The sequence below is a fragment of the Rhizobium sp. BK212 genome (assembly GCF_014197475.1).
Classification (GTDB): domain Bacteria; phylum Pseudomonadota; class Alphaproteobacteria; order Rhizobiales; family Rhizobiaceae; genus Rhizobium; species Rhizobium anhuiense.
Genome location: NZ_JACIFS010000002.1, coordinates 965,508 through 991,554 on the forward strand (window position 1 = coordinate 965,508; position 26,047 = coordinate 991,554).

A 26,047-nucleotide genomic window follows, 5' to 3' on the forward strand; every position below is an offset into this window, starting at 1 on the left:
TCCGGCGGTTTGGGAGCCGCCGGCGGGTCATATCATTTCGGGTGTTGGCCTTCCCCCGGAGGGGAAGGCAAAGTCTTTACTGCGCGGTCGCGACCTTCTCTTCCATCTGAGGCGCGACGACGGCGCCGGGACGGATGCGCTGCAGACCGTTGACGACGATCTTTTCGCCGACGTTCAGGCCGCTTTCGACGACCCGCTGGCCGTCAGCCAGCGTGCCGAGCTGGACCTGCCGATAGGCGACCTTGTTCTCGCCATCGACGACGAAGACGAACTTCTTGTCCTGGTCCGTGCCGACGGCACGGTCGCTGATGACGATCTTGTTCTCGGCCTTCGGCTGGCCCATGCGCACCCGCACGAACTGGCCGGGGATGAGGCGTCCGCCCGGATTGTCGAAGACGGCCCGCACGCCGATCGTGCCGCTTGATGCATCCACCTCGTTGTCGATCAGCTGCAGCTTGCCCTTGATCGGGGTACCGCTGTCGGTCAGCGTGCCGACCTCGACCGGGATCTCTTCGACGGCAGGCAGGGCGCTGTCCGTCTGCGGAAGCTGGGCAAGCGCGCGCGTCACCATCTCTTCGCTGGCATTGAAGCTCGCATAGATCGGATCGACGGAAACGAGCGTCGTCAACGCCGGCGAGGTCGAACCGGCCGCGACGAGGTTACCGGCGGTCACCTCGATCTTGCCGATGCGGCCGGAAACCGGAGCCCGCACCTCGGTGTAATCGAGATCGAGCTGGGCCGACTGCAGGGCGGCCTGCGCCGAACGCAGCCCCGCCTGGGCCTCGGCCAGTGAACTCTGGCGCTGATCGAGATCGCTCTGGGAGATGGTGCGATTGTCGGAAAGCCTGCGGCCGCGGTCGAGTTCGGTCTGTGCCAGGCTGACCTTGGCTTCGGCCGAAGCGACCTGACCTTGCGCCTGCGCCACGCTCGCCTGGTAGGGGGCCGGGTCGATGGTGAAGAGCAGGTCGCCCTGCTTGACCAGCGCCCCTTCACGGAAAGCCACCGACAGGATGGCTCCGGCAACACGGGAGCGCACCTGCACCCGGTCGACCGCTTCGAGACGGCCGGAGAAATTCTCCCAGGCCGTCACGTCGCGCGCCGCAACGACGGCAACCGTCACCGGCACAGCGGGAGCCTGCGCGGGGGCGGAAGCGGCCGTGGCGGTCGTGCTCATCGGCAGTTCGAAAAACAATGCGGCCCCGGAAACGGACGCAACAAGGCCTATGCCGGCGCCCAACAGGGCCCAGCGCTTACTTCTGGACGTCATGAGTACTCTCCTTGCGGCCCCAGGCCGCCGAAATATCAGGTCTTCTTCAATGCAATTGCGGTTGGACGCTTACGTCCCGAAGGAAGCTTCCGAAATGGCGGCTGACGTTTTCCTGCCAGTCGGGCGCTCCGTCGGATTTCCCACCATAAATCGAGGGCCAGCCCGTCCCGGCGGGAAGAACATGCTGGCGCACACCGACGCCGGCCTGTTTCAGGCGGGCACCGTAACCAATTGTTTCGTCGTGCAGAGGATCATCCTCCGCGGTGAATATCAGCGCCGGCGCGACGCCGGAAATACGCGAACAGAGGCACGGCGCCGCATAAGGATGGCAACCGCCGCCGCTCAGATAATGGCTCCAGCCTTCCGTCCAGCGCTGGCGCATGCCGATGGCCTCGGCCTTGCGGATCGACGACGTACCCATAAAGGGATCGAGCAGCGGCGAAATCAGCACCTGGCCGTCGAGCGCATCCGGCATCTGGTCGCGCGCCTTCAGCGCCACACCGGCAGCGACATTGCCGCCTGCCTCTTCGCCGGCAACGAAGAGCAGCGACTTGCGGTCGCCAAGACCGGCGCGTTTGTTGGCGAGATAAGTGAAAACCGAGAAAGAGACTTCCAGCGCCTGCGGAAACAGATTGCCGGACAGGCTGCTGTAGTCGGCGGCGACGACGATGGCGCCGGCCTTGGCCAGACTCATCGCCACCGGCCGGTCGACGTTCTTCTCGCTGTCGAGAAAGGCGCCGCCATGCAGGTAAAGCACGATCGGCGGCCCCTTGCCGTAATCGGCGCCCTGGTAGATGCGTGCGGAAACGGGGCCGATGGCCACCTTATCCAGCAACATATCTTTCCATTCCACCGTCATGCTTCCGGTCTCTTTGCGTCGGCCGCAGGCAGACAACAGCTGCCGCTTGCATTTTCCGTAAAAAAGATATTGTTATTCCAACCAAGGAATAAGAAGCTATATCGCGATAACACTGTTCCAGATCTCGAACAATGGTGCAACGCAAACTGCGGATTTGAAACCGATGGATCAACTCTCGGCAATGCGCGTCTTCATTCGCGTCGTGGAGACGGGCAATTTCACCCGCGCCGCCGACATGCTCGCCATGCCCAAGGCAACAGTGACCAATCTCATCCAGGGCCTTGAGGCGCATCTGCGCACCAAGCTTTTGAATCGTACGACGCGCCGGGTCATGGTAACCACGGACGGCGCGCTTTATTACGAACGCGCCGCCCAGATTATTTCGGAGTTGGAAGAACTCGACGGCAGCCTCTCCAATTCACAAAGCCTGCCGAGCGGGCGGCTGCGCGTCGAGATGGCTGGTGCTTTCGCCGATTGGATCGTCGTTCCCGCACTCTGCGATTTTTATCAGCGTTATCCCGATATCCGCATCGACCTCGGTGTCGGCGACCGCACGGTCGATTATCTCGCGGAAAATGTCGACTGCGCGCTGCGCGCCGGCACGCCGGCCGACCAGTCATTGATTGCGCGACGCGTCTCCGAAGTCGAGATGATCACCTGTGCTTCGCCGAGCTATATCCAGAAATTCGGCATGCCCGAGCGGCCGGAGGATCTGGAGTCTGACCACTACTCCGTCAACTATTTCCGCGCCCAAAACAACCGAACGCTGCCCTTCGAATTTCGCCGGCGCGAGGAGGTGATCGAGACCAGTCCGCGTTACATCGCCTCGGTCAACGATAGCCGCACCTATCTGACAGCTGCATTGACGGGTCTCGGCATCGCGCAGGTGCCGATCTTCATGGCGCGCGAGCCGATTGCGAAGGGCGAGCTCGTGCGCGTGCTGCCGGATTGGCGCCGCGATGCGCTGCCGCTCTACGTCGTCTATCCCCCGAACCGCCATCTCAGTAACAAGGTGCGCGTCTTCGTCGACTGGCTGGTGAAGCTTCTGGGAGAGGCGAGACTGAACGACGTCTAAGCGCCAATACAAATACGGCCCGGAAGGCAGGGGAAAACCTTCGACGGGCCGCAATTTACAACTTTGAACATCAAGCCTGTCGCACCGCAGATGGGCGCGGCAGGCTCCGGAGGTTCGGAAGAGAGCGGCAGGGAATTCCACTCTCTCGCGATAAAACAGATATACGCACTCTCCGCAGGATTGTAAGGAAAAATTCCGCAATCACGTTCACATAATTGCGATGACGGCGGTCTGGAAGCCGCCGCCGGTCTGTCGTCAGATCATCCCGCCATTGGCGCGCAGCGTCTGGCCGTTGATCCAGCCGCCGTCCGGGCCGGCGAGAAAGGCAACCGCAGATGCAATGTCTTCGGGTGTGCCGAGACGTTCCAGCGGGTTCATCTTCGCCATGCGGGCGATGAGTTCGTCCGACTTGCCGCTGAGGAAAAGATCCGTGGCCACAGGGCCGGGCGCGATGGCGTTGACGGTGATGTTGCGGCCGCGCATCTCCTTGGCCATGATCGCCGTCAGTGTTTCGACGGCGGCCTTGGTGGCGGCGTAGACACCGTAGGTTTCAAGCTTCAGACCGACGACCGAGGTCGAGAAGTTGATGACCCGGCCGCCGTTGCGCAGGCGCTTGGCCGCTTCCCTGAGCGTATTGAAGGTACCCTTGAGATTGACGGCGATCTGGCGGTCGAAATTGGCATCGTCAGCCTCGGCAAGCGACGCGAGCATCATGATGCCGGCATTGTTGACGAGCACGTCGACCCCGCCGAAGGCGGTTTCCGCAGCATCGAACATGCGGCGGACGGCCTGCGCCTCGCTGACATCGGCTTTCGCCGTCAGCGCTTTGCCGCCGGCCTGCTCGATCTCCCGGGCCAGTTCCTCGGCCGGAGCCGCATTGCCGGAATAATTGATGACGACGGTGAAACCGTCCCTGGCGAGGCGTTGAGCGACTGCTGCGCCGATGCCACGGGAAGCGCCGGTGACCAGTGCGACCTTGCCGTTTTCGTTGGAAGCCATTGTCCTTCTCCTTCGTCCTGCGCCGCAGCGCGTTTTCGATGAGGACAAGATGCGCCTTTTCCAACAGCGGATAATCGTACATTATTCGGCATCAATATCCGGGAATAACGAACAAAAAGATGGACAGATTCGATGCCATGCGCGTGTTTTGCCGTGTCGTGGAACGCCGCAGCTTCACGCTTGCCGCCGAAGATACTGGCTTGCCGCGCTCGACCGTCACCGATGCGGTAAAGCAGCTCGAAGCCCGCCTCGGCGTGCGCCTGCTCCAGCGCACGACACGTCATGTCAGTGCGACGCTCGATGGCGAAGCCTATTACCAGCGCTGCCTGTCGATTCTTGCCGATATCGAGGATGCCGAAGGCGCTTTTGCCGGCGCCAAACCGAAGGGCCTGCTGCGCGTCGATGTGCACGGCACGCTTGCCCGCCATTTCCTGCTGCCGAGCCTGCCGTCCTTTCTCGAGACTTATCCAGAGATCGAATTCTACATGAGCGAGGGCGACCGGCTGGTCGATCTGGTGCGCGAAGGCATCGATTGCGTGCTGCGCGTCGGCACGTTGGGCGATAGCGACATGGTCGCCCGGCGCGTCGCCATGCTGGATGAGATTACGCTCGCCTCTCCCCATTATATCGCCACCCATGGCCTGCCGCAGCATCCAGACCGGCTTGCCGGCCACCGCATGGTCGGCTTCCGGTCCAGCAGCGCCGGCAGCCTGTTGCCGCTCGAATTCATCGTCGACGGCACGGTGCGTGAGATCACCATTCCCGCCACCGTCGCCGTCAACGCCGCTGAAAGCTATATTTCAGCGGCGAGGATGGGCCTCGGCATGATCCAGATCCCGCGCTATCACGCCGAAACGGACCTTGCCGAGGGAGCGCTGATCCACGTGCTCAAGGATTTTCCACTGACCCCGACGCCGGTTTCCCTGCTCTACCCTCGCAACCGCCAGCTTTCACCGCGCGTGCGCGTCTTCATCGACTGGCTGGTGAAGGTCTTCGCTCGACAAAATTCCGAAAACGCGCTTCACTAAAATGCGCCCTGCTAATATGCGCGCCCTCGGAGAACGGCCATGGCACTCTACGATATCACCGTCTACCAGACGGAAGACGGTTTCGTCGTCGAATTCGGCGGCGAAGGCGAAGACAGCATTGCCGTGACGCTGCGGAGCACGCCTGAGCTGACCTCGGAAAACGCCGTCATGCGCGCCAAGACCCTGCTCGCAGCAGCCATCGAACCGGCCCATAGCGACGGCGCGCGCAGCAAGGATCCCGCCTTGCTCGAAGAAGAGCTGGAGGAGGGTCTGGAAGATTCCTTCCCGGCGAGCGACCCGGTCTCGGTTACATCGTCGTCGATCCCGATGCGCGATCCGAATGCCGGCCACTGATGCCTTTTGGGATGACGGCAGCCACACTGGATGTTATCTGCGTCTGATATGACGGATGGTGGAACGATATCAGGCGCGATCGGCGCCGGCACGCTCGCCGGCGAAAGCCTCAGGGCATTTTTCGAGCGCGATGCGATCGCCGTCTCCCGCGACCTGCTCGGCTGCCATCTGACCGTGAATGGCGTCGGCGGACGCATCACCGAGACCGAAGCCTATTTCCCCGATGACGAGGCCTCGCACAGCTTCCGCGGCCCGACCAAGCGCAACGGCGCCATGTACGGCAAGCCGGGCAATGTCTATATCTACCGCATCTACGGCATGTACTGGTGCCTGAACTTCGTCTGCCATCCGGGCTCGGCGGCCCTTATCCGCGCCCTGGAGCCGGAAACCGGAATCCCCGTGATGATGGAGCGACGCGGCACCGATGCGCTGACGTCGCTCTGCAGCGGCCCCGGCAAGCTCTGTCAGGCGCTCGGCATCGATATCGAGATCAATGACAGACTGCTCGACCGCCCGCCCTACGCACTCACGCCCTCCGCGCCGGTGCCTATAGTCTCGGGAAAACGCATCGGCATTACGAAGAATGCCGAAGTTCCGTGGCGCTTCGGCATTCAGGGATCGCGTTATCTCAGCAAGCCGTTTCGCTGACTATTCCATGACTGCGCTGTGGTCGACGGCGGGCGCCGCCTTCGGCTTGCGTAGCAAGAGCACCAGCGGGATGACCGCAAGCGACATCAGCATCAGTAGCTTGAAATCGTCCATATAGGCGATGATCGTCGACTGCAGCGTGATGATCTCGTTGAGCGAAGCACGCCCCGCCGCCGTTACCGGGCTGAGGCCCTGCGCCGCCACAGCGTTGAAGGCATGGTTGAACGGCGTCACATAGGCCGCGATCGATTCATGGTTGCTCTGCGTGTTCTCGACGATCAGGGCCGAGACGATCGAGATGCCGACCGCCGAACCAATGTTGCGCGACAGGTTGTAGAGGCCGGTGCCGTCGCCGCGCATATGGGCCGGCAGCGTCGCGAAAGCGATGGTCGTCAGCGGCACGAAGAGAAAGCCCAGGCCGGCGCCCTGGATGAAGCCGACCGAGACGATCGTCCATTGCGAAACATCGGGCGTCCAGCCGGTCATGTCGTACATCGCCCAGGCGGTTAGGCCGAGACCGAGCACCAGCAGCAAGCGCGTATCGACCTTGCCGATCAGCCGCCCGACAATGAACATGCACAGCATGGTGCCGAGCCCGCGCGGCCCCATGACGATGCCGGCGGTGATGACGGGATAACCCATCAGCGTCTGCAGATAGGGGGTCATCAGCGCCAGCGATGCGAGGTAGGTGACGCCAACCACGAAGATGAAGATCATGCTGACCGTGAAGTTCTGGTCGAGAAACAGCTTCGGATTGACGAAGGATTTTTCTGCCGTCAGCGTGTGCACCAGAAGCAGATAGAATGCGGCGGCGCAGACGATCGCTTCGAGCATGATCTCGCCCGAGGAGAACCAGTCGAGCTGCTCGCCGCGGTCGAGGAAGAGCTGCAGCGCGGCGATGAACAGGCTCATCATCCCGAAGCCGAACCAATCGAGTTTGGCGAGCGCATCCCTCTTCGTTTCCGAAACGAAGATGACGATACCGGCGAAAGCAAGCGCGCCGATCGGCACGTTGATGTAGAACACCCAGCGCCAGCTGATATTGTCGGTCAGCCAGCCGCCGATGACTGGGCCGAGGACCGGTCCGACCATGACCGAGACGCCGAAAAGCGCCATGGCCGAGCCGCGCTCCTCCACAGTATAGATATCGAGAAGGATGCCCTGGGAAAGCGGCACCAGCGATGCGCCGAACAGGCCCTGCAGCAGGCGGAAGGCAACGATCTGGTTCAGCGATTGCGCCAGGCCGCAGAGCACCGAAGCAACCACGAAGCCGGCGATGGCGACGAGCAGCACGCGCTTGCGGCCGAACTTGGCGGCGAGAAAGCCCGATGGCGGCGTCATGATCGCCGCCGCGACGATATAGGAGGTCAAGACCCAGTTGATCTGGTCGGCGGAGGCCGACACGCTGCCCTGGATATAGGGCAGTGCCACGTTGGCGATCGTCGTGTCCAGCGCCTGCATGATGACGGCGAGAATGACGCAGGCCGTGATCGCACCGCGATTGGCAACCGGCGTCGCCGCAGATGCAGAAGCGCTACTCATGATCCCCGCCCTGAGGCCGGCCCAGAAGCTTGTTGACGAAATCAGGCAGGCCGCGGACATGGCCGGTCTCGACATCGACCACCGTGCTCATGCCGACGCGGAGCGGCGGCTTGCCTTCGGTTTCCTGGATGCTGACGCGCATCGGAATGCGCTGCACGACCTTCACCCAGTTGCCCGTGGTATTCTGCGCCGGCAGCAGCGAAAAGCTGGAGCCGGAGGCCGGGCTGATGCTCTCGACCTTGCCCTTCCATCTCACGCCGGGATAGGTGTCGACGTAGATCTCGGCCGTCTGGCCGGGCTTGACGTAAGTGAGCTCGGTTTCCTTCGGGCTGGCGGCGATCCAAAGGTGATCGGTGGCAACAAGCGAGAAGGCCTGCTGCGACGCCTGCAGATAGGAACCGACCTGCAGCGCGTTGACATTGGTGACAATGCCGTCGAACGGCGCCTTGACGACGCTGTGGTCGAGTTCACGCTGGGCATTGTCGACATTCGACTTGGCTTGCAGGTAGAGCGGATTCTCCTCGACCGGCTGATCGGCGGAGCCGCCGAGCTGGGCGAGGGTCGTTGCGGCCTCCGCCTTGGCGACGGCAACCTTCTGCTCAGCGGCTTCCAGATTGTGCTTGGCTTCGTCATAGGCCGACTGGGTCGCGCTACCGTTGTTGACGAGGTTTTGCTGCCGATCGAACTGATCCCGATAGTAGGGCAGATCGGCTTGCGCCTGCGTGATCTCGGCAAGCGACTGCTGATAGCTGGCCTTGAGATTCATGATCTGGTTGCGCTGCGCGCCGAGCTGCGCCTTGGCGCCATCGAGCGCAATCTTGAAAGCATCCGACCGCAGGCTGAAGAGCACCTGCCCTGCCTTGACCGCCTCGTTCTCATGCACGTTTATCTGATCGACGATGCCCGAGACATCGGTGGTGAGTCCGACCATATCGGCCTGGATATAGGCGTTGTCGGTCGACATCACCTGGCCGCCATTGACATAATAATAGCCGCCGACGACGAGCGCCGCCGGCAGCAGGGCGAACAGGATCGGCCGCGTGAGACTGCGCCGGCGGCGGACCTTATTGCCGCCAGGCGCAGCCACGGCGGCAGCCGGCGCTGAATTGGATGAAGGCGCTTCGGCTACCGTTTCCTGCTGTTTCGCTTCCGTTTCTTCGACAGGAGTCTTGGCATTGGCGTCGGCAACGACGCGGAGGGGGGATTGATCAGCCATCGTTCGTCTCGTTCTCGTCAACCGGGCTCCGGCATGCCTGAACCAGGTTCGTCTTCATTACGGATAGGATGTGGAAAAGCTGCTCGCGCTGCTCGACTGAGACGCCTTCCAACGCTTCTGCGCGGGTGGTGTCGCCGAGCTCGCGCATTTCGGCGAGCAGCGGGTGCGCCTCGTCGCGCATGTAGAGCAGCCAGATGCGCCGGTCGGTCGGGTGCTGGCGGCGCTCGATCAGCCCGCGTTCGGCGAGCTTGTCGAGAATGCGCACCAGTGTGATCGGCTCGACTTCGAGGATTTCGGCAAGGCCACCTTGATGGATGCCTTCATTGTTCGAGAGATAGGCAAGCGTCTGCCATTGCGACCGGGTCAGCCCAAGGCACTTCGCGCGCTGCTCGAACCGCTTGCGCAGCAGCCGTGCGACGTCGTGGAGAAGGAAACCAAGGGTCGGAGTGGCGCTCATGAAAACCTGCGATCATTATTTATAAGCATACTTATGATATCGGTAGATATATTGAGCATGTACGCCACACAAGAGCTGGGATGCCAGATTCGGAAGCAGCGGCGAAAATGCCGCAGGCCGGCTCAGGCTTGTCCTGCAGTTCTTCCTTTCGCCGGTTGCAGACGCCAGACGGTAGCCGCGGCCCAGCTCCGCCCTAATTCTGCCTGTAGTCGTCGCCTCCGCCGGAGGCGCCGCATTGGGGAGCTCGATGGCGTTCTTCGAAAGCATGCTGACGCTGCTGCTGGTGGCGATCGTCTTTCTGCAATTCTCCAGGAAGTTCCGGATCCCTTATCCGACAATGCTGGCGATCGCCGGCGTCATCGTCGCCACCGTGCCTTGGGCGCCTGAGGTCGCAATCGATCCCGAGCTTGCATTGGCGCTGCTGGTCGCGCCCGTGCTTTTCGACGCCGCCTATGATCTGCCGCCGAGGACGTTGAGACACAACTGGCTGCCGCTCCTCTCGCTCGCCGCCATCGCCGTGATTTTGACGGCCGCCGCCGTCGCCACCGTCAGCGTGACGATCGCCGGCCTGCCGCTTGCCGCGGCCGTCGCACTCGGCGCCATCGTCGCGCCGCCGGATGCGGCGGCGGCGACCGCCATGCTCGACCGCTTCACCCTGCCGCGCCAGACCTATGTGATCCTGAAGGGCGAAAGCCTTCTGAACGACGCCGTCGCGCTCCTGATCTTCAGCGCCGCGGTGGCAGCCGCCGCGAGCCCCGCCTTCTTCGCCGATGCCCTGACGGAATTGGCGCTCGCCGTGCCGGGCGGCCTCATCCTCGGTTACCTCATGGGCCGTCTCTACATGGTCGTCGGCCTGAGGCTCGCCGGCACGCTCGGCGGCACCCTGCTTGAATTCGTCGCCACTTTTGGCACGTGGATCATCGCCGAGCGGCTACACTTTTCGGCAATACTGGCGATCGTCGTCTACGCGATGGTCATCGCCCGCTACATGCCCGAGCGGCAGACGGCCCGCCACCGCATCCATTCCTATTCGGTCTGGGAGGCCGCGGTCTTTCTGCTCAATGTGCTGGCCTTCCTGCTGATGGGCCTGCAGGCCCGTCAGATCGTCCTCGACCTCGATCCCGGCCGCCTGGATTTCGCGATCACCTTCGCCACCATGGTCTTCGTCACGGTCATTCTCGTCCGGCTGGCCTGGGTGCTGTTTTATAACCGTGTCATCAACTTTCTTGCCGCGCGCGGGCGCACGAAACAGGCCGTTCCCACCTTCGCGACGAGCCTGCTTGCCGGTTGGTGCGGCATGCGCGGCCTCGTCACACTGGCCACCGCGCTCGCCCTGCCGATCGACTTCCCCGATCGCGACATCATCCTGCTCAGCGCGCTCGCCGTCGTTCTCGGCACGCTCATCGTCCAGGGCCTGACGCTCGGGCCGCTGATCCGTTTCCTGAAATTCGAACCGGACACCTCCCTGGACAGCGACCTCGCCAGAGCCCGTGTCACGTTGATCGATGCAGCACTTGCCGAACTCGCCGGCGGCGAAGACAAATCCACCCGCATCCTGCGCGACGTGTACACCTCCGAGCGCGAGATCGCCGTGGACGGGAAACACCCGCGCGAGGTCAGCCGGCTCGACAAGCAGCGCCGCAATGTCATCGTTGCGAAGCGCCGCAGACTGGCGGCAATGCGGCGCGCCGGCGAGATCGACGACGATGTCTTTCACATGCTGGAACAGGAACTCGACTGGGCCGAACTCGGCGCCCTGCAGCCCGGCCGGGACGAGATTGTCGAGAGCTGACGCGCTCTGTGAAGTTTTGATGGATTCGAAAATCGTAACCAATTGGCATTTGCAATTTTTCGCCGCTGCCGTTTATAGTCCAATTCCATAGGGTTACGATTTTTCTGATCGACATTGCCTGCCGGCCTTCCTTTCCAAGGGATCGGACGCCGGAGAAATCCCGGGGGCAGAGGCCTTCGTTCAAAGCAGCAAGACCTGAACAGCATCACTTCATCTTGAGGTTGGCGGCTAGTTAATCGGCCGCCAAGATTGGAGGACTGGTATGACCTACGCGCTTCGACAGATGCTGGTGTTTGGCTCTATCGCCGCATTCATGCCTTTGGCCGCGCTGGCTCAGAGCGCGCCGCCGCCCCCGCCCGTCACCGTCGCCAAGCCTGTTGTGCGCGATGTCGTCGACAGCGACGAATTCATCGGCCGCTTCGAGCCGGTCGACGAAGTCTCGGTTCGCTCGCGTGTCGGTGGGTACCTGCAGGAAATTCATTTCCAGGACGGCGCCTTGGTCAAGCAGGGAGACCTGCTCTTCGTCATCGACCAGAGGCCGTTCGTCACCGCGCTCAATCAAGCAAAGGCCGCACTCGAATCGGCGCAATCCGCCTTAGTCTTTGCCGATGCGCAATATAAGCGCACGCAATCGCTTGCTTCGAGCGGCAGCCAGTCGGCGCAGACGCTGGATGATCGCCGCCGCGAATTCGATTCGGCCGAGGCCAATGTCCGCGGCGCGCAGGCCGCAGCCGATCGCGCTTCTCTCGACATGGAATATACCGAGATCAAGGCGCCGCTCAGCGGCCGCATCGATCGCCGGCTGATTTCGGCCGGCAATCTCGTGCAGACCGACCAGACCGTGCTGACAACAATCGTTTCGCTCGATCCGATCGATTTCTATTTCGACGTCGACGAGCGCCGCCTGCTGAATTTCGCCGACACGGCGCGCAAGCTCGGCAAGGATCTCCAACAGGGCGGCGGCGGTCTGGATGTCTCCGTCACGATCTCGGATCCCAATGCCAAACCATTCAAGGGAAAGCTCGATTTCGCCGAAAACCGGGTCGACAATGAGAGTGGCACCATTCGTCTGCGGGCCCGCTTCCCCAACCCCGATCTCGTCCTTCAGCCCGGCCTCTTCGGCCGCATACAGGTCGAAGCCTCCAACACCTACCAGGCCATTCTCGTTCCCGACGAGGCAATCGGCTCCGACCAGAATGAGCGCGTCGTCTATGTCGTCGCCGAGGACGGCACGGTTTCGACCAAGCCGGTGAGACCCGGACCCCGGCTCTATGGCTACCGCGTCATACGCGAAGGCCTTGACGGCACCGAGAGGATCATCGTCAACGGCCTGATCCGCGCCCGGCCGGGTACCAAGATCACGCCTCAGATGACCGAACTGCCCAAGGAGCGGCAGGACACTGCGCCCGAAACCGCCGGCGCGGAGAACGGACAATGAGATTTGCTCATTTTTTCGTGGACCGGCCGATCTTTGCGGCCGTCATCTCGATCGTTCTTCTGGTCGTCGGCGGCATTGCCTATACGCAATTGCCGGTATCCCAGTATCCGGAGATAGCGCCGCCGACCATCGTCGTGCGCACCTCCTATCCCGGCGCCGACCCGCAAACGATCGCCGATACCGTGTCGACCCCGCTCGAACAGCAGATCAACGGCGTCGAAGACATGCTTTACATGTCGTCCTATTCCAGCGCCGACGGCGCCATGTCGCTGACGATCACCTTTAAGCTCGGCACCGATCTCGACAAGGTGCAGGTGCTCGTTCAGAACCGCGTTTCCATCGCCCTGCCCCGTCTTCCCGAGGAAGTCCAGCGGCTTGGGGTGACCACTGACAAAAGCTCGCCTGATCTGATGATGGTGGTGCATCTGCTGTCGCCGTCGCACCGCTATGACCAGCTTTATGTCTCGAACTACGCCCGCAACCGCATCCGTGACGTTCTCGTTCGCCTTGATGGCGTCGGCGACGTGCAGCTCTTCGGCGAACGCCAGTATTCGATGCGAATCTGGCTGGATCCGGAAAAGCTTTCCGCTTACGGGATGACATCCGATGACGTCGTCGCCGCGCTGAGAGACCAGAACGTCCAGGTGTCCGGAGGCAAGATCGGTGCCCCGCCGGTAACCGGCAAGAATGCGTTCGAATATACGGTGCGAACGGATGGACGCTTCTCCGATGTGCGCGAGTTCCGATATGTCATCGTGAAATCGACGACATCGGGCCGGCTCGTGCAGTTGCAGGATGTCGCCCGTATCGAACTCGGCGCGCAGGATTACGTCACCAACAGCTATCTCAACAATGACCCGGCCGTTGCTCTCGGCATCTTCGCCCGGCCGGGAACCAATGCCCTGGACACCGCCCATCAGGTCCAGTCGATCATGAAGGACCTCTCGCAGAATTTCCCGCAGGGCCTGGAATATCGCATCGTCTACGACACGACAGAATTCATCTCGGATTCGATCACCGAGGTCTATAGAACTATCGCCGAGGCGGCCATCCTGGTGGCGATTGTCGTTCTCGTCTTCCTGCAATCCTGGCGAACGGCGATCATTCCGATCATTGCCATTCCTGTATCGCTGATCGGCACCTTCGCCGTCCTGCTGGCCTTCGGCTTCTCGCTCAACATGCTCACCCTGTTCGGCCTCGTGCTGGCGATCGGGATCGTCGTCGACGACGCGATCGTGGTGGTGGAAAATGTCGAGCGCAATCTCGCCCGCGGCATGACGCCGAAGCAGGCATCCCACGTCACGATGGACGAAGTCGGAACTGCCGTCGTCGCCATCTCGCTGGTGCTGATCGCCGTATTCGTGCCGACCGCCTTCATTCCCGGCATCTCAGGCCAGTTCTATCGGCAGTTCGCGGTGACGATCGCTGTCACCACGGCAATTTCCGCATTGAATTCATTGACCCTGTCGCCCGCCCTTGCAGGCATATTGCTGAAAACCCATGACCACGAAACCAGGCGCACGAACGTCGCCACGCGCCTGGGAAGAGGCCTTGCAAACGGCTTCAATCGTGGATTCGATCGGCTGAGTTCCGGCTATTCATGGACCGTTCGGCATCTTGTCAGCAGTTGGGTGGGATTGACAGCCGCGATGGCCGCCTTCGTCTGCCTGCTCGGGGCCACCTGGTACATGGGAACGAAAGTTCCCGCCGGCTTCATCCCGACCATGGACCAGGGTTACGCGATCATCGTCATCCAGCTTCCGGACGGCGCCTCGCTTGCGCGTACCGATGCCGTCGTCAGACAGGTGGGCGATATCGCTCGCACCGTCCCCGGCGTCGGCAACGCCGTGCAATTTGCCGGCTTCAGCGGGGCGACATTCACCAATGCTTCGAATGCCGGCGTCGTCTTCGTTCCGTTCAAATCCTTTGCCGAACGTGAAGAAGGCGGAGAGAACGCCAACAAGATCATCGGCGAGCTTTACGGCAAGCTGCAAAGCATCCAGGAAGCCTTCATCATTGCCATCCCGCCGCCATCCGTGCGTGGCGTCGGCAATTCCGGCGGCTTCAAGATGCAGATATCAGATCTCGAAAACGCCGACATGACGCGCGTGCTCGGCCTCGCCCGCCAGATGATGGGTGCGGCGGCGACGACCGAAGGGCTGACGGGCGTCTTTACGACATTCTCCGATGCAAGCCCGCAATACTTCCTGGCGCTCGACCGCGACAAGGCACGGTTCCTGAATGTGCCGATCCCCAATATCTTCAACGCGCTTTCCATCAATCTCGGCGTCGCCTACGTCAACGATTTCAATGCGTTCGGCCGCGTCTACCAGGTCCGCGCCCAGGCCGACCGGCAATATCGCATGGACAGGGAAGACATTCTCGCCCTGAAGGTTCGATCGGCGACCGGCGCGCTGGTTCCGCTTGGAACCTTGATGGACATTCAGGATGCCAGCGGCCCGGCGCTTGTCCAGCGCTACAACATGTACGTCTCGGTGCCGCTTCAGGGCAATCCGACGCCGGGCACGTCGACCGGCGATGCCATCGCCAAGATGGAAGCGCTGGCGGCGAAGATCCTGCCGCAGGGCACGACCTTCGAATGGACGGAACTCGCCTATCAGGAGACCCACACCGGCAACACCGCCATCTACATCTTCGCCCTCTCCGTCGTCTTCGTCTTCCTGGCGCTGGCGGCCCAATATGAAAGCTGGGTTCTGCCGCTCGCGATCATTCTCATCGTCCCGCTTGCGGTGCTCGCGGCGCTGATCGGGGTCTCGCTGCGGGGCATGGACAACAATGTCCTGACGCAGATCGGCCTGATCGTCCTGATCGGTCTTGCGGCCAAAAACGCCATTCTGATCGTCGAGTTCGCCAGGCAGGCGGAAGAGGAAGGCAAGTCGCCGGTGGAAGCGGCCATCGAGGCCAGCCATCTTCGCCTGCGCCCGATCCTGATGACGGCATTCGCCTTCATCTTCGGTGTTCTGCCGCTTGCCATCGCCACCGGCCCTGGCGCCGAAATGCGCCAGTCGCTCGGCACCGCCGTCTTCTCGGGCATGCTCGGTGTGACGATCTTCGGTCTGTTCCTGACGCCGGTCTTCTACGTCGTGCTGCGCGGCTGGCGCCGCAACCGGCCGGCTACGGTAGAACCGGCAAAGACGGAGCCGGTCGAGGAAGGGGTCGTCTGAGCGACCCACCCGGCTCTGAAGAAACACGCGCGCAAGTCAGGTCGAAAACAGATGCACCTGGCCCTGCCACAGGCGCGCGACGGTGAGTTTGCCGCTGCGATAGGCGCGCGTATCGATATTGAGCCGCCTCGGCCGTATATCGGGTTTGTCGTTCGGCGTATGGCCGTGAACGATGAGTTTCGGTAACGGCACCCGGCTTTCGAGAAATCGCTGGCGGATGAGGACCAGATCCTCGTCCGTCTGCCTGTCGAGCGGCAGTTTCGGATTGATGCCGGCGTGCACGAAAATCACGCTTGGGGTTTCCAGCAGGACAGGCATCGCCCGCATGAAATCGGTATGCGTACGCGGCAACGACTGGCGGATGAACGCATCGAGTTTTGCGCCGGTGGGGAAGACCAGGGGCAGGTGGTCCGGATCGAGCCCATAGGATTTGAGCAGCTCCGCCGACCCCATCTGCATCCAATCGTCATAGGAGATCCAGCCGTCGATATAGTCGAGCATGGCGATTTCGTGATTGCCGGCAAGGCAGATGCGGTCGAATCCATCAGGTGGTGGCTCCATGAGATGGCCGATAACCTGTGCCGATTCCGGGCCACGGTCGATATAGTCGCCGAGCGTGACGATCAGCTTGCGCCCGGGCAGCCGCGCGCCATCACGCAGGATCGCTTCCTCGGCTTTCACAAGCAGATCGTACCGGCCGTGAATGTCGCCGATCGCATAGGTTGGGATACCGGCAATATCCAGCGTCAGACGCGGTCTCGGCTGGCGCGCCATTTTCGAAACCTCGCTGTTGCGAGCACGAGAGTCGCTCATCATGTTTCTCAATCGAGGAAGCCCCACTTCACCGTAAGTAGCGTGGAGAACAGGGCAATCAAGCTGGTAAGAAAATTCAAACCATTCAGGTTTTGTAGAAAAACCGGTCTTATCATTCGAGGGCTAATCCCTCACTCCTGTATCCGTCGAGGAAAGAGTGACCGATGGGAACGGTATCGCAGTTTCATGAGAGCTTGAGGCCTCCCGCGCATCGCATCGAAAGCGAAGAGGAGGCGATATCCGCGGCCCGCGACCACGCTGCCGCATTCCGGCACCAGGCGAGCGAACGCGATATCAACCGCATCCTGCCCTTTGCCGAGCTCGATGCGCTGTCGGCATCGGGGCTGACGGCAATCGCCGTACCGCCTGACCATGAAGGGCTCGACGTGTCGAACGCCCTGCTCGCCGAAATCGTTGCGATCATCGCCGAGGGCGACGCCTCGATCGGCGAGGCGTTGGAAAATCATTTTTGCGCACTGGAAACGCTCCGTACCCAGGCCGGCGAGGATTTGAAGGCATCGCTGTTTGCCCGTGTGCTGCTCGGCGACCGCTTCGCCGGCGCCGCCTTTACTGACGAGGCCGAGCTTACGGCCGAAGGCCCGGGCTATCGCCTCAGCGGGCGCACGCGCCAAGTGCCCGGTATTCTGTTCGCCGACTGGATCGCCGCAGCCGCCACCGCTCCGCCCAGCCGCCCGGTGACGCTCTACCTCGCACGCGATGACGAAGGCGTGCAGGTGGTCGACGATTGGGACGGCTTCGGCCAACGCACCAATGGATCGGCGACGGCGATCGTCGGCACGCTTCATGTCAATGCCGATGCGGTTGCGCCTGCCCCCTCGTCCGGACATTCGACCGGCATCTCGCTCGGCCTGCTGCTCAAGGCCGGCGTCGGCCTCGGCATCGCGCGAGCCGCATGGAGCGACCTGATGACCGCGATCGGCGATCGCAGCACGACGGTTCTTCCCCGGATCGGCGAACGCGCCATCCGCATCGAAGCGACAGCGGCGGCCTTGGAACGGGCTGGCCGCAAGCTCGACATCGCCCAGGTCAATCCTGTCGAGGCAGCGATGGCGGACGCGCATTTCTCCGCCTCGGCGGCCGCGGTCCTTGCCGGGGAAACGGCGCTCGACACCGCAAACGCGCTGTTCGAACTTGCAGGGGGGACATCAGCAGGCATCGGGCTCAATCTCGACCGCCATTGGCGGAATGCCCGCATTCACGCGCTTTCGCTGCCGCGGGATAGATTGGTGCATACCGCAGGCGAATACATGTCGAAGGTCGGTGGCGCCTAATCAGCTGGCGGCGGAGATCGGGAACTGTTCCTTAGCGCCTTCGATGCGGCCGCCGTCGGCGACGAATTGCTCGAGGGTCATATTGTCGAGAATGGCGGCGATCGCGTCCCGAACATCGGTCATCGAGCGCCGCACCTGACAGGTCTCAGGATCGGCACAGTCGTCGCAGGCCTCGTACGCCGTCCGGCTGGCGCAGCGAATCGGTGCTAGGGGCCCGTCGAGCGTGCGGATGACATGGCCGATGCGGATTTCCGAGGCCGGCCGCGACAGCGAATAGCCGCCGCCCGGCCCCTTCTTCGAGCGCAGGATGCCGACATTGCGCAGTTCCAGCAGGATCGTATCGAGGAACTTCTTCGGGATATTGTTGCGGGCCGCGATATCGTTGATGAAGGCAGTCTCGCCCGGCGCCAGCCGCGCCAGATCGACCAGCGCCTTCAGCCCGTATTTTCCCTTTTTCGTCAGCATCGTCGTCGCCTTGTAGAATCGCAGTATTTATCCTGCCAATAGCAGGCAAATAGCGTCAAAAGCGTGAACATACAACAAAATAGCTATTATTTATAGCTTGTATCGGCAACGTCCACAGGCCGGCCCGGCAGTCGTGCGAAAGATCGACTTGCCGAGCCCTGCCGGTGACCGCCGTCAAATCGTCTTCAGCATGCCGCCATCGACGAAATAGGTCGAGCCGATGCAATAGCTCGCGCGCTCCGAACTCAGGAAGACGAAGACATTCGCCAGTTCCTCCGGCGTGCCGAAGCGTTTGGAGGCGGCGTGTTCGTTGGCGACGCTCTGCAGGTAGCCTTCCCAGTTGCCGCCGGTTTCGGCCGTCAACTGCTTGGCGGTCTTGATCCAGTCGGGCGTCAGGATAAGGCCGGCATTGACGCAGTTGACACGGATATTGTCCTTGATGAGCTCGGTCGACAGTGTCTTCGAAAACATCATCAGCGCCGACTTGCTGACATTGTAGATCGGTTCGTACCACAGCGGCTGAACGGCACAGATCGAGGCGTTGTGCAGGATCACACCACCGCCGCGTTCCTTCATCTGCGGCGCGATGCCGCGCGCCAGCCGCACGGCGGCCATCACATGCAGGTCCCAATAGGCTTGCCACTTCTCGTCCGGCGCCTCCATCACCGTCTCATTCGATCCGGTGCCGGCATTGTTGATGAGGATATCGGCCCCGCCTTTTTCGGCCGCCGCCGCAATGATCGCCTCGGTTCCCCCAGCCGTCGCCACGTCGGCGGCAACAGCGATGGCGTCGACACCGTACTTCTCGGCGATACGGGCGGCTTCCGCCTTGAGCCGATCGCCGCCGCGCGCCGCCAGCACGAGATTGGCGCCCTCAGCCGCCAGCCCCTCGGCGATCGCCAGTCCGATACCGACCGACGCGCCTGTTATGACGGCAGTCTTTCCCTTCAATCTGAGATCCATGTCTTCCTCCGCAACGGCCGGAGATCCCGGCCTGATATGCTGAGTGTTCCGCCAATGAACCCGGGCGTCAAGCGCCCGAACGCCTCTTGCGAGAGGCTGCGATCTGTCGCATGCCTACACCAACAGGATGGGAGGAGTTTTCATGCGACGTTATTCAGCCTGCATAGAGTGGCTGTTTGCCGAAGAGGGCGACCGCTTTCCCGACCGCATCCGCCGCGCCCATGCTGCCGGCCTGACGGCAATCGAATTCTGGCGCTGGAGCGACAAGGATCTGGACGCGATCGAGGCGACACTGAAGGAAACCGGCCTTGCCGTCACCAGCCTCGTCGCCGAACCGATGATCGCGTTGACCGACGCCGCCAACCGGCAGGCTTGGCTGAAAGGCCTTGCCGAATCCGTCACTGTCGCCAGGCGTCTCGGCGCGCCGGTGCTGATTGCCCAGGCGGGCGACGATCTCCCGGCCCTCAGCCGGCAAGAACAGCGCCGGGCGCTGACTGAAACACTGAAGGCCGGCGCCGATATTCTTGCAGGCAGCGGTGTGCGCCTCGGCGTCGAGCCGCTTAACATCCGCATCGACCATGTCGGCTATTTCCTCGATTCGACCCTCGAAGGCCTCGACATCATCGATGACGTCGCCCGCCCCGAGATCGGCATCGTCTACGACATCTACCACTCCGCCGTGATGGACGAGCGCACCGAGGATGTGCTCGAGGGCCGCCTCGATCGCATCATCCACGTCCATGTCGCCGATCATCCCGGCCGCAACGAACCGGGCTCTGGCGAAATCGACCTTGCCCATCGCCTCGACTGGATCTTCGCCAACGGCTACGACGGCGCCGTCGGTCTGGAATACCGGCCGACCAGACCCGGCGCGGACGCCGTCAGGGGCGCGATCGCCGCACTCGGTTAGGCGGAATTGGCGCCTTCGGCGAAAGCTTCAAGCTCGGGGTCGAAATCGACGTCAACGACATTGTTGAAGACGGCGGTCGCCAGCATGATGCCGGCGAAGGCGACGAGATCGACAAGCACCTTGATCTCGTAGCGCTGTTTCAGCTTCGCCCAGAGTTCGGCGGGTATGGCGTTGGAATCGGCAACGATCGCCTTGCCGAAAGCGTCGAGCAGCGCTTCCTCCACGGAAAGCTCCAGTGCGTCCGGATTGAAACCATTGTTGATCAGCGCCCGGCGAAAGAAGGTGATGGCGATTTTCGATTGCGCCGCCTTCGAGATTGCATGCGAGAAGATCCAGATCGCCCGGTCATTGACAGCAGGATCGAGTTCGGCCCGAAGCGTGAACCATTCGGCGTAGATGCGATGGGCGGCGGGCGAATGTAAGAGCGTCCGCTTCATATTGGTCATCCGTCCGCGCAGCCTGATTTCTTCGTCATGCGCCGCACGAATCTCTTCCGAAGCGGTATCGTAGTCGATCTGCGGGAGGTGGCTCATCGGGTCAGTTCTTTCCTATGTGCACAGAAGCTATCGGGGCGCCAAGATTTTGTGCGGGCAGATCCGCTTGGCTGCCGCCCGGCGCCGGCCTAGACTGACCAGATCGAAGCGGGAGGCAAGGTATGAGCGACGACCACGATCACCATCATGTCGACTGGCGCGAACATGGCGTCAAGGTCATCCCCGGCAATTCGCTCGATCCGAATACCGCGCAGACGCCGGGCATGAACCGCGCGACTGCGATCAACAATGCGCGTGCCGGCGCCGAAAAGATCTGGGCTGGCACGGTCACGATCCATGCCAACGCCAAGACCGGCGCCCATCACCACGGCGATCTCGAAAGCATCATCTACGTGGTCAAGGGCAAGGCCCGCATGCGCTGGGGCGAACATCTGGAATATACCGCCGAGGCCGGCCCCGGCGATTTCATCTATGTTCCGCCCTATGTGCCGCACCAGGAGATCAACGCCAGCCGCGACGAGACGCTGGAATGCGTGCTCGTCCGCTCAGGCCAGGATCCCGTCGTCGTCAATCTCGACATCGAGCCTGTCGAAAAACCGGAAGACGTCCCGTGGATCGGCCCGATCCATCGCTGATATCGGGCGCTCACACGGGACCGGAAACGCCTGCGGCGCGCTCAGGCGTGAACGACGCCGGCGCCGCTCATGGCAGTGTTCTCGATGATTCGGCCGGTATCGGCGGCATAGAGGTGGATCTGGTCGTAATCGATCGCGATGCCGATCGGATCTCCCGACTTCACCTTCACCGCCTCGGTCAGCGCCACGGCAAAGGGCAGCCCGTCGAAATCGGCGTGGACGACACGGCTTGCGCCAAGCTCTTCGATGAAATCGGCCGTTGCGGTGAGGGCACCCGGCGCATCCGGGGCCACCAGCCGGGCGGCTTCGGCGCGCATGCCGAGCACGACGCGTTTGCCTTTCAGCGGTGCGGCGCGCTCGCGCGGCAGCACGACCTTGCGGCTCTGGTCGTAGACGAAGACGCCCTCGTCATTGATCGTACCCTCGAGCAGGTTCATCGCCGGCGTGCCAACGAAACCGGCGACGAAGCGCGAGACCGGATGATGATAGACTTCTTCCGGCGTGCCGACCTGCTCCACCCTGCCGCCGTTCATCACCACCAGCCGGTCGGCCAGCGTCATCGCCTCCGTCTGGTCATGCGTGACGAAGATCGAGGTGGCCCCCAGGCGGCGGTGCAGGCGGCGGATTTCGGCGCGCATGGCGATGCGCAGCTTGGCGTCGAGATTCGATAGCGGCTCGTCGAAGAGAAACACCTTCGGCTCGCGGATCATCGCGCGGCCCATGGCGACGCGCTGCCGCTGGCCGCCGGAAAGGGCGGCCGGCCGACGGTCGAGGAAGGGTTCGAGGCTGAGCGCCTTGGCGACTTCGCCGATGCGCCGCGTACGCTCCGCCTTCGAAACGCCGGCCACCTTCAAGGCATAGCCGATATTCTCGGCGACGCTCATATGCGGGTAAAGCGCGTAGTTCTGGAACACCATGGCGCAGCCGCGCTCGCGCGGCTCCATCTGGTTGACGACACGGCCATCGATGGCGATTTCGCCGCCGCTGATTTCCTCGAGGCCGGCGATCATACGCAGCAGCGTGGACTTGCCGCAGCCGGACGGGCCGAGGATGACGATGAACTCACCCGACTGGATGTCGAGATCGACGCCGTGGACGACGGGGGTCTTGCCGTAGTTCTTCTTCACGCCACGAATGGAGATCGGTGCCAAGGGAGTACTCCTTCACTTCTCGGTGGAGATAAGGCCGCGCACGAACCAGCGCTGCATCAGGATAACGAGCACCAGCGGCGGCGACATGATGATCAGGGTTCCAGCCATGGCGACGTTCCAGTCGGGCAGGCCGAATTCGGACGGGATCAGGGTCTTCAACTGCGTCACCGCAATGCCGAAATTCGGATCGGTGGTGATCAGCAACGGCCAGAGATACTGGTTCCAGGCCCAGACGAACATGATGGTGAACAGCGCGATCATATTCGGCCGCGAAAGCGGCAGCAGAATATCCCAGAAGAACCGGACCGGGCCCGAACCGTCCATCTTCGAGGCTTCGGCCAGCTCGTCCGGAACCGTCAGGTAGAACTGCCGGTAAAGGAAGGTGCCGGTCGCCGTGGCGACCAGCGGCAGAACGAGACCGGGATAGGAATTCAGCAGACCCCATTCGAGCTTGATCTGAATGCCGGTGATCTGCGAGACGAGCCAGCTTATCCCGGTGACGTCGAGGATCGTCTGGAAAGGCTGCAGCGCGTTGGCCGCAATCGAATAGGTCGGCACGATGCGGACTTCCAGCGGCAGCATCAGCGTGATGAAGATGATCCAGAAAATCACATAGCGGCCACGGAAGCGGAAATAGACGATCGAGAAAGCCGCCATGGAAGAAAGCATGACTTTGCCGGCACCGACCGTCGTGGCGAAGATGATGCTGTGGAACAGCTTGTTGCCGAGGTCGGCGCGAACCCAGGCGGCCTCGGCGTTTTCCCAGAAATGCGAGCCCGGCGTGAGCGGCAGCGGCACGCGATTGACCGTTTCCAGATCCAGCGTCGACGCGATGATGACGATGGCGAAAGGCAGGAGCGCGATCACCATGCCGAGCGCAAGAAGCGTATAGCAGATGAAGTTGAATATCGGCGTGCGTTCGATCATGTCCGCGACCTCACTTGTAGTGCACGCGCCGCTCGATGAAGCGGAACTGGAAGATGGTGAGAAGGACGACGAGCACCATCAGGATGATCGACTGCGCCGCAGCGCCGGAATAATCGAGACCTCTGAAGCCGTCGAAATAGATCTTGTAGACCATGAGTTCGGTGGCGCGCGCCGGCCCGCCTTGGGTCATGACGTCGACGATACCGAAGGAATCCTGGAAGCTCTCTGTGATGTTGATGACGAGCAGGAAAAACAGCGTCGGCGTCAGCAAGGGCAGCTGGATATCCCAGATCCGGCGCATCGGCCCCGAACCGTCCATGGCCGCCGCCTCGATCAGCGAGCGCGGAATGCCTTGCAGCGCCGAGAGGAAGAAGATGAAGTTGTAGCCGATATATTTCCAGGAGAAGGCGACGATGACGGCGATCATCGCATCCTTGCCGTCGAGCGCCGGGTTCCAGAGACCGGGCCAGACGTGATTGATGACCGACAGCAGGCCAGCCTCCGGCGCCAGGATGAAGCGGAAGGCGAGCCCGAGAGCGGGAGCGGCAATTGCGTAAGGCCAGATGAACACCGACCGGTAGACCTTGTGGCCGCGCAGTTCACGATCGGTCAAAAGCGCCAGGATGAGCGCCAGTCCCATGGCAATCGCCGTCGAGCTGAAGCCGAAGATCATGCTACGGGTGATCGAGTCCCAATAGATCGGATCGGTGAGCAACTGTTTGAAATTGTCGAAACCGACCCAGGCATTGCCGCCGCCCCATGGCTGCTCAAGCGTGAACGCCCAATAGAGCGCCTGCGCGCTTGGCCAATAGAAGAAGACGAAGATCAGCAGCAGCATCGGAAATGCGAAGAGCAGTCCGATCGTCGTCGAGGAGAAAGTGACGCGCTTTTCCATGAGTGGTCGTTTTCGTCCTGGTTTGGTTTAAAGCATGTCGCGCAAAAGTGTGCAGCGGTTTTGCGGTAACGACATGCATCGACATAAAGATCTAAAGCGCGAGCGGCGCGCTTTAGACGCGGGCGGCGAGTACGCATCCGCGGCCGATAAGGGAACTTACAAAGACGCACCCGGCGCGCGACGCGGGCCGGGTGCGGCATATATCGGGCGATCAGGGGAGCTGAACGTTCTTATAGGTCTGCTGGAAGCGGCGCAGGAGCGTATTGCCGCGTTCGGCAGCGCCGTCGAGCGAAGCCTGGACATCGGCATTGTTGACGAAGATGGCCTGCAGACCATTGGCGATTTCGGTGCGGACCTGCAGCAGGCCACCGAGGCGGATGCCGTGCGGAGCCGCGTCACCGGCAGGCGATGCGGTCAGGCTCTGAATGGCGAGTTCGCGGCCGGCGTAAGGCGCCTTGTCGTAGAAGCCCTGCTTCTTGAGATATTCGAAGCCGGAGTTACGAACCGGGATGTAGCCGGTAACGGTCGACCAGGTTAGAGCTTCTTCCGGCTTTGCGATGAAGTTGAAGAAGGCAGCGGCAGCCTTGTATTCAGCGTCCGAATGGCCCTTCAGAACCCAAAGCGAAGCGCCGCCGACGTAAGAGCTGTGACGGGTTGCGTCGCCGTAGGTCGGGAGCATGGAAACGCCCCAGTTCATGCCTTGCTTGGCGGTGCGGCCAACATTGCCATGGTCGCCGACCGAGGTCAGGATGACCTGGCAATCGCCGGCGGCAAAGGCTTCGACGAAGGTCTGGCCGACGGCCTTGTTTTTGATCACGGCAAGCTTGTTGTCATACCAGGACTTGAGGTCCTTGATATAGCTGACCAGAAGCGGGTTCTTGTTGAACACCAGCTCGGCGTCGAGACCTTCAAAGCCGTTCTTCTTCGTGGCGATGGCTTCGCCGTTGACGGCTTCGAACTGCTCGATGTACTGCCAGACTTCGTTGTTGGAGATGTCGAAGCCGAGCGGACAAGCATAGCCTGCGTCCTTCAGAGCCTTGAGGTCTTCGCCTGCTTCCTTCCAGGTTGCCGGAGCATGATCCTTGCCGATCTTGGCGAAGGCGTCCTTGTTCCAGTAGAGCAGAGCGGTCGAGGAGTTGAAGGGGAAGGAGTACATCTCACCCTTCGAGGTCGCGTAATAGCCCGATATACCTGAGAAATAATCGTTCCAGTCGACGGTGTAACCCATGTCGGCCATCAGCTTGTTGGCCGGATAATAGGCGCCGGAGAGCATGATATCGAGCGTGCCGGCATCGGAGACCTGGGCGATGGTCGGCTGCTTGCCGGCGCGGAAGGCAGCGATGGTGTTCTGCAAGGACGCATCGTAGCTGCCCTGGCTGGTGCAGACGACTTCGTAATCGGCCTGCGACTGGTTGAAGCGATCGCACTGTTCCTGGACACGCTTGGCAATGTCACCGGAGTTGCCGAACCAGAAGTCGATCTTGGTCTTATCGGCGGCGGCAGCGGGACCAGCAAGAAACGCTGTAGCGAGAAGGGCGCCAACGGCGCCGAGAAGCTTGGCTTGCATGAGAACCTCGAACGTAAAAGGGATGCGCACTTTCAGCGCACGCCCTATTAGCGGGTTCAAATTGCCGCGACCAAT

At 62.0% G+C, this 26,047-nt stretch carries 24 protein-coding genes; 10 read left to right on the top strand and 14 right to left on the bottom strand.

What is annotated here, in order from left to right; genetic code table 11:
* Positions 1-76: 76 nt before the first annotated feature.
* Positions 77-1,267: an efflux RND transporter periplasmic adaptor subunit gene (locus FHT79_RS09680; protein WP_047618627.1), complete on the bottom strand. Its 1,191-nt coding sequence runs from the start codon at positions 1,265-1,267 to the stop codon at positions 77-79.
* 46 nt (positions 1,268-1,313) lie between these two features.
* The gene (locus FHT79_RS09685) at positions 1,314-2,126 is read right to left on the bottom strand and encodes an alpha/beta hydrolase (RefSeq protein WP_063474684.1); all 813 of its coding nucleotides are present in this window, start codon (positions 2,124-2,126) and stop codon (positions 1,314-1,316) included.
* A 163-nt stretch (positions 2,127-2,289) separates the two neighbouring features.
* Between FHT79_RS09685 and FHT79_RS09690 the strand changes: the two genes are divergently transcribed.
* On the top strand, positions 2,290-3,201 hold the full coding sequence (locus FHT79_RS09690) for a LysR family transcriptional regulator (RefSeq protein WP_047618625.1): 912 nt from the start codon (positions 2,290-2,292) through the stop codon (positions 3,199-3,201).
* A gap of 255 nt (positions 3,202-3,456) precedes the next feature.
* Here FHT79_RS09690 and FHT79_RS09695 read toward each other — a convergent pair whose 3' ends face one another.
* A complete protein-coding gene (locus FHT79_RS09695) occupies positions 3,457-4,200 on the bottom strand; it encodes an SDR family oxidoreductase (RefSeq protein ID WP_183903299.1) in 744 nt (247 codons plus the stop codon).
* Positions 4,201-4,319: 119 nt separating this feature from the next.
* Here FHT79_RS09695 and FHT79_RS09700 point away from each other — a divergent pair, with 119 nt between their 5' ends.
* From FHT79_RS09700 to FHT79_RS09710, 3 genes are read left to right on the top strand one after another with little or no spacing between them, the layout of a single operon-like run.
* The gene (locus FHT79_RS09700) at positions 4,320-5,228 is read left to right on the top strand and encodes a LysR family transcriptional regulator (protein ID WP_183903300.1); all 909 of its coding nucleotides are present in this window, start codon (positions 4,320-4,322) and stop codon (positions 5,226-5,228) included.
* A 39-nt stretch (positions 5,229-5,267) separates the two neighbouring features.
* Complete coding sequence (locus FHT79_RS09705) at positions 5,268-5,582, top strand: hypothetical protein (protein WP_047618619.1); 315 nt, start codon at positions 5,268-5,270, stop codon at positions 5,580-5,582.
* Between the two features lie 48 nt (positions 5,583-5,630).
* Positions 5,631-6,230, top strand: a complete 600-nt coding sequence (locus tag FHT79_RS09710; protein ID WP_246713944.1) for a DNA-3-methyladenine glycosylase — start codon at positions 5,631-5,633, stop codon at positions 6,228-6,230.
* On the opposite strand, the gene FHT79_RS09715 is transcribed toward FHT79_RS09710, so the two are convergent.
* From FHT79_RS09715 to FHT79_RS09725, 3 genes are read right to left on the bottom strand one after another with little or no spacing between them, the layout of a single operon-like run.
* A complete protein-coding gene (locus FHT79_RS09715) occupies positions 6,231-7,772 on the bottom strand; it encodes a DHA2 family efflux MFS transporter permease subunit (protein WP_047618614.1) in 1,542 nt (513 codons plus the stop codon).
* Complete coding sequence (locus FHT79_RS09720; protein ID WP_097544919.1) at positions 7,765-8,988, bottom strand: HlyD family secretion protein; 1,224 nt, start codon at positions 8,986-8,988, stop codon at positions 7,765-7,767. The genes FHT79_RS09715 and FHT79_RS09720 overlap by 8 nt, the downstream gene beginning before the upstream one ends.
* Complete coding sequence (locus FHT79_RS09725) at positions 8,981-9,445, bottom strand: MarR family transcriptional regulator (protein WP_047618608.1); 465 nt, start codon at positions 9,443-9,445, stop codon at positions 8,981-8,983. Before FHT79_RS09725 ends, FHT79_RS09720 begins: the two co-directional genes overlap by 8 nt.
* A gap of 247 nt (positions 9,446-9,692) precedes the next feature.
* On the opposite strand from FHT79_RS09725, the gene FHT79_RS09730 reads away from it, so the two are divergent.
* From FHT79_RS09730 to FHT79_RS09740, 3 genes are all read left to right on the top strand, one after another.
* A complete protein-coding gene (locus tag FHT79_RS09730) occupies positions 9,693-11,237 on the top strand; it encodes a cation:proton antiporter (RefSeq protein ID WP_183903302.1) in 1,545 nt (514 codons plus the stop codon).
* Between the two features lie 262 nt (positions 11,238-11,499).
* Positions 11,500-12,675: an efflux RND transporter periplasmic adaptor subunit gene (locus tag FHT79_RS09735; protein ID WP_183903303.1), complete on the top strand. Its 1,176-nt coding sequence runs from the start codon at positions 11,500-11,502 to the stop codon at positions 12,673-12,675.
* Positions 12,672-15,860, top strand: a complete 3,189-nt coding sequence (locus FHT79_RS09740) for a multidrug efflux RND transporter permease subunit (protein ID WP_047618604.1) — start codon at positions 12,672-12,674, stop codon at positions 15,858-15,860. Before FHT79_RS09735 ends, FHT79_RS09740 begins: the two co-directional genes overlap by 4 nt.
* A gap of 36 nt (positions 15,861-15,896) precedes the next feature.
* Here FHT79_RS09740 and FHT79_RS09745 read toward each other — a convergent pair whose 3' ends face one another.
* Positions 15,897-16,673 carry a metallophosphoesterase family protein gene (locus tag FHT79_RS09745; protein ID WP_183903304.1) on the bottom strand — a complete coding sequence of 259 codons (777 nt, stop codon included), beginning with the start codon at positions 16,671-16,673 and terminating at the stop codon, positions 15,897-15,899.
* 164 nt (positions 16,674-16,837) lie between these two features.
* On the opposite strand from FHT79_RS09745, the gene FHT79_RS09750 reads away from it, so the two are divergent.
* The gene (locus tag FHT79_RS09750) at positions 16,838-17,965 is read left to right on the top strand and encodes a monooxygenase (RefSeq protein WP_183903305.1); all 1,128 of its coding nucleotides are present in this window, start codon (positions 16,838-16,840) and stop codon (positions 17,963-17,965) included.
* On the opposite strand, the gene FHT79_RS09755 is transcribed toward FHT79_RS09750, so the two are convergent.
* Together FHT79_RS09755 and FHT79_RS09760 are read right to left on the bottom strand one after the other, a co-directional pair.
* Complete coding sequence (locus FHT79_RS09755) at positions 17,966-18,430, bottom strand: Rrf2 family transcriptional regulator (RefSeq protein ID WP_026188508.1); 465 nt, start codon at positions 18,428-18,430, stop codon at positions 17,966-17,968. It lies immediately after the preceding gene.
* A 174-nt stretch (positions 18,431-18,604) separates the two neighbouring features.
* Positions 18,605-19,393: an SDR family oxidoreductase gene (locus FHT79_RS09760; RefSeq protein ID WP_183903306.1), complete on the bottom strand. Its 789-nt coding sequence runs from the start codon at positions 19,391-19,393 to the stop codon at positions 18,605-18,607.
* A gap of 142 nt (positions 19,394-19,535) precedes the next feature.
* Between FHT79_RS09760 and FHT79_RS09765 the strand changes: the two genes are divergently transcribed.
* On the top strand, positions 19,536-20,303 hold the full coding sequence (locus FHT79_RS09765; RefSeq protein WP_183903307.1) for a TIM barrel protein: 768 nt from the start codon (positions 19,536-19,538) through the stop codon (positions 20,301-20,303).
* Here FHT79_RS09765 and FHT79_RS09770 read toward each other — a convergent pair.
* Complete coding sequence (locus tag FHT79_RS09770) at positions 20,300-20,836, bottom strand: hypothetical protein (protein WP_183903308.1); 537 nt, start codon at positions 20,834-20,836, stop codon at positions 20,300-20,302. The genes FHT79_RS09765 and FHT79_RS09770 overlap by 4 nt on opposite strands.
* 122 nt (positions 20,837-20,958) lie before the next feature.
* On the opposite strand from FHT79_RS09770, the gene FHT79_RS09775 reads away from it, so the two are divergent.
* Positions 20,959-21,432 carry a cupin domain-containing protein gene (locus tag FHT79_RS09775; RefSeq protein ID WP_183903309.1) on the top strand — a complete coding sequence of 158 codons (474 nt, stop codon included), beginning with the start codon at positions 20,959-20,961 and terminating at the stop codon, positions 21,430-21,432.
* A 41-nt stretch (positions 21,433-21,473) separates the two neighbouring features.
* Here the strand turns inward: FHT79_RS09775 and FHT79_RS09780 are convergent, their stop codons facing one another.
* From FHT79_RS09780 to FHT79_RS09795, 4 genes are all read right to left on the bottom strand, one after another.
* On the bottom strand, positions 21,474-22,583 hold the full coding sequence (locus FHT79_RS09780) for a sn-glycerol-3-phosphate import ATP-binding protein UgpC (RefSeq protein ID WP_025570016.1): 1,110 nt from the start codon (positions 22,581-22,583) through the stop codon (positions 21,474-21,476).
* 12 nt (positions 22,584-22,595) lie between these two features.
* Positions 22,596-23,510 (bottom strand): ABC transporter permease subunit, encoded by a 915-nt coding sequence (locus FHT79_RS09785; RefSeq protein ID WP_025570018.1) that lies wholly within the window; start codon positions 23,508-23,510, stop codon positions 22,596-22,598.
* Positions 23,511-23,520: 10 nt separating this feature from the next.
* The gene (locus tag FHT79_RS09790; protein ID WP_017965892.1) at positions 23,521-24,405 is read right to left on the bottom strand and encodes a sugar ABC transporter permease; all 885 of its coding nucleotides are present in this window, start codon (positions 24,403-24,405) and stop codon (positions 23,521-23,523) included.
* Positions 24,406-24,616: 211 nt separating this feature from the next.
* Positions 24,617-25,972 (bottom strand): extracellular solute-binding protein, encoded by a 1,356-nt coding sequence (locus tag FHT79_RS09795; protein ID WP_025570020.1) that lies wholly within the window; start codon positions 25,970-25,972, stop codon positions 24,617-24,619.
* Positions 25,973-26,047: the final 75 nt, after the last annotated feature.